Here is a 9,296-nt window from a genome sequence, read left to right on the forward strand (position 1 = left end):
CAAGACGTTTGGCGATCTTTCTATAAGACATTCTACCATCTTCGTTAAACAAACTAATGATTTTACGATCTATATCATCAATTTCCACTGTATCTATCTTTTTTTCATTTTCTTTCATCTTACTCACCATTTATATAAACATTGTTTATATTTTATGGATATGATTACTGATTTATTATACATTATTTAAAAATCGTTGGAAATAATTTAAATACAAGTTTGTACAAGTTATTATTAGGTGATCAAATGGGTTTGTTAAGTGAAGAGACCATAAAAATGAGGTATATTGAACTGGTAAAGAAGGGTATGATTGATGATAAGGAATGTCGGTCGTACACCACGAAGATAGATTTTGAACCATGCATGATAAAGAAAGTTCAGAAATTTGAAGATTATTTTGTTCCAGGAACTGTGCTTTTGAGTGATAAAGCCAGTTATAAACTACGCATTGAATATCCAATGGAGTGAAAGTCCAGTTGTCATTTTTAAGGTGGTCATTTTGAATCAAGGATCTCATGGACATAGTAACCTCGTGAAACAGGTGAGAAATACCACAGTCATATGGAGGATATAACCCTTATTTTTATTATTATTTAAATCATTATTTTATATTTTTTCCTATTTTTTTTAAAATTTTCTGTATCAATGTTCAGCAAAAATGATTTTTTCATAATCCCATATGGTCATTTATTACTAGACATCTAATTGTGGAGATTTTTTTACAATCAACTTGGAGGTCTTTTCATAACATTGCCAGTGTCCCTGCATCAGTGATACTGTATTTTTCCATGGAATTGGATCTTTTAACCAGCCCCATGTCAATAAGTCCGTTAAGATGTTTGTAAACCATTGCTCTGGATATTTCAACTTTTTTCCCAATTTCAACTGCATTCAAATCGTTGTGTGTTAATATTTCCAATATTTTTAGTTTGGTTCCGGAAATTTTTAGTTGTAATGGTGGTAATCTAACCACTTTCTCTCCAAAACAGGTGAAAATTCCGTTAACTCCTTCGCGGTTGGCTGCAAAATTTAAAAGAGGACCAATACCACCTGCACCATAAGCAACATAAACATCGCCATGAATTTTAGCCCCTCTAATAATGTCTAAAATCCGATTTAAAGCATCTTGAGGATCTTCAGTATCTATCCTGATTTCACCTCCTTTTAACAGAGCATCTAACTCGGTTTTTCGGTGTTTCCCATAGTGCAAGCTAATTAAGCCTTCTGGTTGAGTTTTCATAGAGACGTTGAACAGGCATTGCCCTCTTAAATTGGTGATTAAGGTTTTCATGAGATCATCTTCTAAGTGATGTTTTATTCATACCCTACACAATGATGTCTCATTTTAGTATATAATTGTATACTCTGAAAGTTGCATGAAAAGTAAAGTATATACCTTATCCTGATTTATTACCCTTAGAGATTTCAAATATTCATGGGGGAATTAGAACGAGTACATCACAAGCCACCATAAAAGCAGAAAACTATACAACACGACAGTTGAACCTTGAAATAAAGAAGGCATTAACTGAAGATAAAAAAAGCATCACTCTTGAAAAACCAGGTAAATTAAATTCTATAGCGGTAGGATTGGGTGTGGGGACAGATATAACGCTTAAAGGAGATGTGGGGGACTTTGTCGCTGCTTTGAACAACGGAGCTTCGATTCAAATAGAAGGAAACGTTGGTCGCTACGTGGGTGACAACATGACCTCTGGAGAGATCATTGTAAGAGGATCAGCCGAAGATGGAGTTGGATTCGGAACTTACAATGGCAACATCGTAGTTTACGGTGATGCAGGAGACGGGGTGGGTCAGCTTAATAAAGGAGGAATCCTGGTTATAAATGGAAACATGGGAAACCTTGCCGGACTTTACATGCTCAGTGGAGACATAATCGTCACTGGAAATGCGGGTGAAGATACTGGGGACTGGATGATCGGAGGAAACATCTACGTGGCTGGAAACTACCAGACTGGTACTAACGCCACCGTAATTGAACTCGATGCTGAGGACAAGCAGAAACTATCATTGATCTTCCAAAAATACGAGATAGATGCCCAGGCCGATGATTTCATAAAAATTAGACCACAGGCACTGAGACCATTCTATGGTGATAAGGAGGCATCCAAATGAAACAAATCCTATTAACTGACCCGGAAAAGTGTGACGGGTGCAACGAATGTATTGAAGCCTGTGCTGCAGTAAACAAGGAAAGCAGCATCTTCCTGCATAAAATGACAGAGGGTTACCAGACCATTGTCTGCCAGCAATGCATCAACCCCTCATGTATGAGGGGATGCTTTAGAGATGCCATTTACCGTGAAGGTGATGTGGTAAAGATCAACAATGACCGTTGTGTGGGTTGCCGCCTGTGCATGCTCATGTGTCCCATTGGAAGCATCACCTACGTTGATGATAGGATGCTCAAATGTGAGCAACAGTGTCTGGAGTCTGGTGAAGACCAACCAGCCTGTGTGAAAGCCTGCACGGAAGGTTGCTTAAGTGTGGTGGATGTTAAAGAATTCGCCACCGGTCTGCAGCAGAGCTTTGAAATGGATAACTCCATGGGAACCAATACCCCTCGAAATTTATCTCCCTCAGGAGACCTTGCAGTTTCAACTGAAGGCCTTTGTGTCTTCTGTGGAACGTGTGAAATTGTATGCCCCACCAACGCCATCAAAATTGTGGATGACCATGCAGAAATTGATAAAAGTCGCTGTATAATGTGTGGTTCGTGTACAGCAGCATGTCCGGTGTTGATACCTACTGGGGCAGGAAGTATATGGGATCCTAGAACCATCGCTAACATACGTTTCACCTCCAAAGAAGGTAAATATGTGCTGCGTGGTTTCGGTACCGAAAGAAAACTCCCCAAACTGGATGATATCATAATATTACCTGGACAGGCTTCTGTTTCCCCAGTTGATAAATACAGGGAGGCCTGCAATACCAAGGTTGTTCTGGGAACCCGTTATGCTGAAAACCCCCTGGAACTTGAAACACCAGTCCTCATTGCAGGTATGTCCTTTGGAGCACTCTCCGAGGAATGTAAACTGGCCATGGCCAAAGGAACCTCTCTGGTAGGTTCATGCGCCAACACCGGTGAAGGAGGAATGCTCCCCAAAGAACGAGAATACGCAGACAAACTCATGGTACAATACTCTTCAGGACGTTTCGGAGTTTCCGCCGACTACCTCAATGTGGGAGATGCCATCGAAGTTAAAATTGGACAGGGAGCCAAACCAGGAATGGGAGGACACCTCTTAGCCGAGAAGGTAAGCCCTAAAGTAGCCGAAATCAGGGGAATACCCCTGGGAACTGATGCTTTAAGTCCAGCACGCTTCCTGGATGCCACCCGACCCGGGGATCTGGCCAAACATATAGAACTCATCCGAGAAGTCACTGACTGGCAGGTGCCCATTGTGGTTAAATTAGGGCCGGGAAGAGTAAAAGATGATGTTCAACTGGTTGCAGAAGCCGGTGCAGATATAATATCTGTAGATGGTATGGAAGGGGGTACTGGGGCAGCACCAGAAGTAGTTATTGAACATACTGGAATTCCCACCCTGGCAGCACTTATGGAAGCAGTAAACGGCCTGAAAGAGATAGGTATGAAGGACACTGTGGATCTCATTATCACCGGAGGAATAAGAAGCGGAGCCGACGTGGCCAAAACAATGGCCCTGGGTGCGGATGCAGCTTACATTGGAACTGGGGCCATGATCGCCATGGGATGCCGTGCTTGCCGTATGTGTTACACTGGAAAATGCCCAGTAGGAGTTGCTACTCAGGATCCCCTACTACGTGAACGTCTGGATGTGGAAGTGGCTGCCATGCGAGTGGCTAACTATATAAAATCCATGACTGAGGAGACTAAGATGCTGGCACAACTGGCAGGTCACGATGACATCCGTAAATTCTCACCCGACGACTTGCGAGCTTTAAACAGTGATACTGCCAAGATAACCGGGGTGAAATTGACAGGACTTTAAATCTATAAAATTAGAACTTATTTTCAACCCTATTTTTTAATTTCATTTTCAATTTATTTTCAATTCAATATGAGTTTGATGGCGGAATTAATGTTTAAATAAATAATTTTTAAAAAATAATAATGAAAAATAAAAAAAGGGGAGTATCCTTTTTTATACAGGGGTTTCAGCTAATGCATCGGCAAATAACATTGCTATAGCACGGGATCCGAACATGTAGATATAGGACATTGCCAGTGGCATGGTAATGAACACACCAACAAAGAGTAGTAACAGCCCTATGAACATGGCTAAAATGCTTATTACAGCACCAATTATTGCAATGGTTATGTAAACGATTAGGTATTTTCCCCAACCAATTGTGGCTATGTAGTTTAGGATATCACTAAAGTGGAATGCTGCTCCAATGTCACCATCATAGTAGGCCATGTTGGCTATTGCAATGATCTCTATTAAGCCCACAATAAGTGCTACTATTAATAATACTGCGTAGGAAGCTATCATTCCCCCGATCATTGCAGTTGCATCTGCACCAACGTAGTAAGTTGTGGCTGCAGGTGATACCACACCAATAATAGCACCAATAATCGCTGCAATTATCCATATAGGGATAGCGTACACAATTCCCACAATCAATACTTTTAAACCATCAATGAACATGTCTCCCACTTCATCAAAGTCAGGCAGTTCATTTAAACCAGCCAATGTTGCTTTAATGATCCGGAGGATGTAACCAAGTCCAATGAAGTTCACAATTGGTATCAAAAGAATTACTGCTAAAATGATTATTTTTGTCCAGTCAGATGATGGGTACTTTACAGAGTCGGATATGATTTCTCCAATTTCCATTTTTTTTCACCTCCATATAAAATGATTAATGATTTTTTGCAGTTCCTTTTATAAAAAAGTTGTATCTTATTGCAATGAGATAAAATAAAATGAAAATTCACTATTATTCATAGTTAGTAGAAGTATTAAATTAGAAACAAAAGAAAAAAAGGAAAAGGAAAAAAAGGATTTTTTCCATTTTTTATTCTACAACTCCCACATCAACGCTGGATCCATAGAGCAAAGCCAGAGATCTGGCAGAAAACATGTACAGGTATGGATAAACCACTAAAAGTGCAATGATTGTTCCAAGGAATGGAATAAAACCCAGAATACTGGCAATTATTCCTCCAATAAATCCAACTATAATCATTACGATGTACCATACTATGTATTTTCCCCAACCAATCATACTTATTTGTTCCAAGATTTCGCTGAATCGGAAGGCTGCTCCGAGTTCACCATTATTCAAAGCCATATTTGCAATAGCAATGGTTGCTATCAATCCGAGGATGATGGCCAGGATAATTCCAATAATGGCAGTTCCACCCATGAGTCCTAGGAATGCGGTGGTATCAGTAACAGTTCCTACTGTGTATAGGGAAGCAAATGAAGCCCATACACCGATTAATATAATGATCGCTGGTATCAGGAAATATACAAACTGTACAATAAATAGTTTTAAACCGTCTATGAACATTTCACCCCACTCATCAAAGTCAGGGAGTTCATCAAAACCAGCAATGGAACCTTTTAAAATTCGGAAGAAGTATCCCATTACTAAGAATGCTGGAATAATAAGAAAACTTATCAGGAATAAGATTCCAAGTATCAATAATTTTTTCCAGTCTTGTGACGGATAACTAAGGGAATTCGATATAATTTCTCCAATTTCCATATTATTACCTCCTTTTTGGGTGAGTTATTTTTTGTTTTTTTTATTATAAAAAGGTAATGCTCCTTTTTTCCCAGTATATGTAATAAAAATCCTAAAAAGTGAATAATTTTGAAAATTTTAATAAAAATCTTGATTTTCATTGTTTTTCAAAACCAGAAACAAACAAAAGTCCCAAAGCTCTGGCGTACAAGAGATAAAGGTAAGGATAAATGATTAAAATTATCAAAATCCAGCCTAAAATGGGTATAAAGAACAAAATACTTGCTACAAATCCAATGCCCAGGCCTATGATCATCATCATCACGTACCAGATAATCAGATCCACCCAGCCAATGGCTGCTATCCTATCAGTTATTTCATGGAAACGGAAGGCTGCCCTAATTTCTCCATTGTAGTAAGCCATATTAGCAAGGGCAATGGTGAAAAAAACTCCAAAAATAACTGACACAATCACTCCTAAGAAAAATAGTCCTCCCATCAAACTGAATACAGTGGTGGGAACAGTTACATCTCCTACACTCTGAAGGGCTAAGAGTGAACCAATGGAAGCCCAAACACTGAGAAATAGGATGACCGCTGGAACTATGAAATAGGCCAGTTGCACCACAAAAACTTTAAAACCATCAACGAACATTTCTCCCCACTCATCAAAATCAGGAAGATCATCAACTCCTGCAATGGACCATTTCAAGGCCCTGAACAGATAACCCATGGTTAAAAAGCCTGGAACGATCAAAAAACTGAGTAGAGATAACATTCCCAAAATAATTACTTTTTTCCAATCTTTTGATGGGTATTTAGCTGCATCAGAAGTTAAATAGCCTATGTCCATATAATTCGCCTCTTTCACATGATTCTGGAAAATGTAACCTTTAACTATTTAATTCTATTTTTTTGTCATCAATATATTTAATTTGATTGTAATAAGGAGTTTAATTGTAATCAAAGATTTATGTAAACTAATGGTTGTGGTAATGCTTTAAGTAACCTAAAAAACTGTTATCTTCATTATTTTTAAGTGTTAAGAAAAATTCATCACCACAGTTTATAAGATTAGGCTGATGGTTATAATTTCCAATATCTTCCCTTAAAACCTATTTTTCCACATAATTTTCCATTTAATCATGAGAAAACACAAATATTTAAAACTAATAACAATATATAAGGATTAAAAAAAATAAGGGAAATATCATTTTATGTTTTAAATTAAGTATAATGGGTTTTTGGTGAATCAATGAAATGGCAGGTTATATTAATAGCAGTCCTGGCAATATTTGGGGTTTATCTTGTTATCTCGACAGCTGTAGGTCCGTTTGAACCCGTGGGTAGATTGGCATTTGTAAAACTTGCCAATCCTGACATGTATCCTGGACATCCTCATTCTAAACTTTTAGCACAATATGCGGAGGAAAGAGGCTCTAAATGTGCCCTGGTTGTTCATTTTGCCGGGGATTCCAATTACCGTCATTACAAGGAGGGGGATGTGATGATAATAGAATTGGCATTAATTGACACTGAGGGCACTGGTGCTGCCGATCCTACTGACTATTTAGATTCACTTAAACTGTTTTTATACGGCCCTGACGAGGGTAGGTATAAATTCAGGGCAGATGGGATTGAATTTAATAGTTGGAGTGAGGCTCGTGAATACGTTCTAGAATTAGCAGCTGAAAATGGGCAACAGGGCCCCATGCCCATGGTTTGGCATGGAACGGCACGATCAGGGAATCCTATATTCATTCAGGGTTGTGGTTTTCCACTTTACTTCTATATCACCTGGCAGGAATACGGCAGATTCGCTGCCTATTATTATATTGTAAAGGGCATGATGACTCCTTATATAAGTTTACCTTACCGGAACTACGAATTATTGCATTCCTCTGAATTACAGTATTATTACACTAATAATATGCTTAATTATCAGTAAATCAATATTATGAGGATGAGGGAATGTTAAACATGGAAATTAATAAATATAGAAGGAGAACCAATAATATAGTCCCTGTAATCCAATTCTCCTTTTTTACTTTTTGAGAAAATTCTTCTATTATTCGCTATGGTTCTTCTACTAAATTGAAATTTTATTCGTTTTTATTTTCCTTTAAAATAATCTCTTCAATTAATTGTAATGGGGCGTCAGTTTTCACACCGTTGGGATTAAAATGAGTTCTGGAAACATGGTGTCCTTTTTTTTCAACAGAATCCATGATGAACTTCAGTGGAAGGGCACTGGTCTTCAACTTCCGGCAAATAACATGCAGATCATAAAAAGTGGGCGGGGCAAGGGACTCATCAAAACACCTTTCCAGGAGTTTTAAAACCTTATTTTCTGTGTTTAAATTGAGATGGGGAACCAATTCTAGCATATTACTCAAAAAATCGGGATTTTGTATTTCCCCACACCATAGAGGACCACCAACATTCCAGACCTCACCACATTCAGGACACTTAAATGGTATAAGGGGACTTATTCCTTTGAAAATCTGACGGTTAAGGCATTTAGAGCAGTGTGCTATGTGTCCAAGGTTTTCTAAGGATTGGTCTGTTTGTTTAGCTCCTTTTCCGACCAGGGCATAGATACGCATGTAGTGTTCCGTGCTGTGGGAGAATTGGAACTCCAAATGCTTTTTATACTTTGAAAAAGTGCGGCATAGGAATCCTGCGAGTATTCTAATACCGGTTTCATGGCAGTATTCATTTTTCATGGGTTTCGCACTGTATTTTCTGATACAGGGATTTTTATAGGTGCCACAAAGGGCGGATGTGTCTGTGGCAGTGACACAAATCATTCCACCTGCCTTCAAACTGGAAGCAGCAGAATCAACATAGGGTGAGGGAGTGCCAAAAGGGTCAATATCCACCACATCGAACTTACCTCCACATTTACGCAGTAATAGGTTGGCATCATCTCTACAAACCTTCACATTGGATAAATCATTTCGGGTAACGTTTTCACGGGCAATTTCAACAGCTAAAGGATTTAAATCATTCACTACTGCCATGCCAACGCCTTTTATTTCTTTTGAATATCTTATCCCCCTTATTCCACTTCCTCCAAATGCATCGCAAATTTTAATATCATCATCCTTCATTTGCCTGTAAACAGTTAAAGCAGCTACTGATAAGTCCCGGTTGAGTTCCATGGCTGGATTGTAAAAAACAGGAACCCTTGAGGATACTTTTTCAAACTGAGGGATTTTTATCCTTACATCACCCTCTTCAATGTACAAAAAATCCATTTGCTAACCTCGAAAATATAACGTTATAAGCAGAGTATAAACCCTATTTTATATTTATTGATATCGCACATACACATTAGTTCATGGCATTAAACTAATTAATGATCTCAGGGTAAAACTATCCAAGGTCATGCTATTATTATTTACAAGTCAAACTATTACTTATTAATAATCCACATGGCAAAACTATTGATATACTAATTTAATAGGGTAAAATTATTTACCAATATTAAATTATATGTAGAGAATTTCGATTATCTGTTAGATCTTTGGATATTTAAATTTTTTATTGGATTGAATTCATGGTTTAAACTGTTTAATTTGGCAAATACATAT

The 9,296-nt window shown here is 38.2% G+C and carries 10 protein-coding genes; 4 read left to right on the forward strand and 6 right to left on the reverse strand.

The window, feature by feature from the left end:
• Window positions 1–130 (reverse strand): AsnC family protein (locus J2743_RS11915; RefSeq protein WP_342451653.1); only part of this gene is annotated, 130 nt, incomplete at its 3' end.
• 116 nt (window positions 131–246) lie between these two features.
• Here J2743_RS11915 and J2743_RS11920 point away from each other — a divergent pair.
• On the forward strand, window positions 247–468 hold the full coding sequence (locus tag J2743_RS11920) for a hypothetical protein (RefSeq protein ID WP_209627497.1): 222 nt from the start codon (window positions 247–249) through the stop codon (window positions 466–468).
• Between the two features lie 274 nt (window positions 469–742).
• Here the strand turns inward: J2743_RS11920 and J2743_RS11925 are convergent, their stop codons facing one another.
• Window positions 743–1,291 carry a helix-turn-helix domain-containing protein gene (locus tag J2743_RS11925; RefSeq protein ID WP_209627499.1) on the reverse strand — a complete coding sequence of 183 codons (549 nt, stop codon included), beginning with the start codon at window positions 1,289–1,291 and terminating at the stop codon, window positions 743–745.
• A 209-nt stretch (window positions 1,292–1,500) separates the two neighbouring features.
• On the opposite strand from J2743_RS11925, the gene J2743_RS11930 reads away from it, so the two are divergent.
• Both J2743_RS11930 and J2743_RS11935 read left to right on the forward strand, forming a co-directional pair.
• Entirely contained in the window at window positions 1,501–2,136 is a 636-nt protein-coding gene (locus tag J2743_RS11930; RefSeq protein ID WP_209627501.1) for a GltB/FmdC/FwdC-like GXGXG domain-containing protein, read from the forward strand.
• On the forward strand, window positions 2,133–3,995 hold the full coding sequence (locus tag J2743_RS11935) for a glutamate synthase-related protein (RefSeq protein ID WP_209627504.1): 1,863 nt from the start codon (window positions 2,133–2,135) through the stop codon (window positions 3,993–3,995). The genes J2743_RS11930 and J2743_RS11935 overlap by 4 nt, the downstream gene beginning before the upstream one ends.
• A gap of 153 nt (window positions 3,996–4,148) precedes the next feature.
• Here the strand turns inward: J2743_RS11935 and J2743_RS11940 are convergent, their stop codons facing one another.
• The 3 genes from J2743_RS11940 to J2743_RS11950 all read right to left on the reverse strand — a co-directional run bounded on the left by J2743_RS11940 (window position 4,149) and on the right by J2743_RS11950 (window position 6,553).
• On the reverse strand, window positions 4,149–4,844 hold the full coding sequence (locus J2743_RS11940; protein WP_209627506.1) for a DUF4013 domain-containing protein: 696 nt from the start codon (window positions 4,842–4,844) through the stop codon (window positions 4,149–4,151).
• Between the two features lie 181 nt (window positions 4,845–5,025).
• Window positions 5,026–5,721, reverse strand: a complete 696-nt coding sequence (locus J2743_RS11945) for a DUF4013 domain-containing protein (protein WP_209627508.1) — start codon at window positions 5,719–5,721, stop codon at window positions 5,026–5,028.
• A 136-nt stretch (window positions 5,722–5,857) separates the two neighbouring features.
• Complete coding sequence (locus J2743_RS11950) at window positions 5,858–6,553, reverse strand: DUF4013 domain-containing protein (protein ID WP_209627510.1); 696 nt, start codon at window positions 6,551–6,553, stop codon at window positions 5,858–5,860.
• A 402-nt stretch (window positions 6,554–6,955) separates the two neighbouring features.
• Between J2743_RS11950 and J2743_RS11955 the strand changes: the two genes are divergently transcribed.
• A complete protein-coding gene (locus J2743_RS11955) occupies window positions 6,956–7,648 on the forward strand; it encodes a hypothetical protein (protein WP_209627512.1) in 693 nt (230 codons plus the stop codon).
• Between the two features lie 154 nt (window positions 7,649–7,802).
• On the opposite strand, the gene J2743_RS11960 is transcribed toward J2743_RS11955, so the two are convergent.
• Window positions 7,803–8,960: a tRNA (guanine(10)-N(2))-dimethyltransferase gene (locus tag J2743_RS11960; RefSeq protein WP_209627514.1), complete on the reverse strand. Its 1,158-nt coding sequence runs from the start codon at window positions 8,958–8,960 to the stop codon at window positions 7,803–7,805.
• Between the last annotated feature and the right edge of the window lie 336 nt (window positions 8,961–9,296).

It is taken from the genome of Methanobacterium petrolearium, from assembly GCF_017873625.1.
Classification (GTDB): Archaea; Methanobacteriota; Methanobacteria; order Methanobacteriales; family Methanobacteriaceae; genus Methanobacterium; species Methanobacterium petrolearium.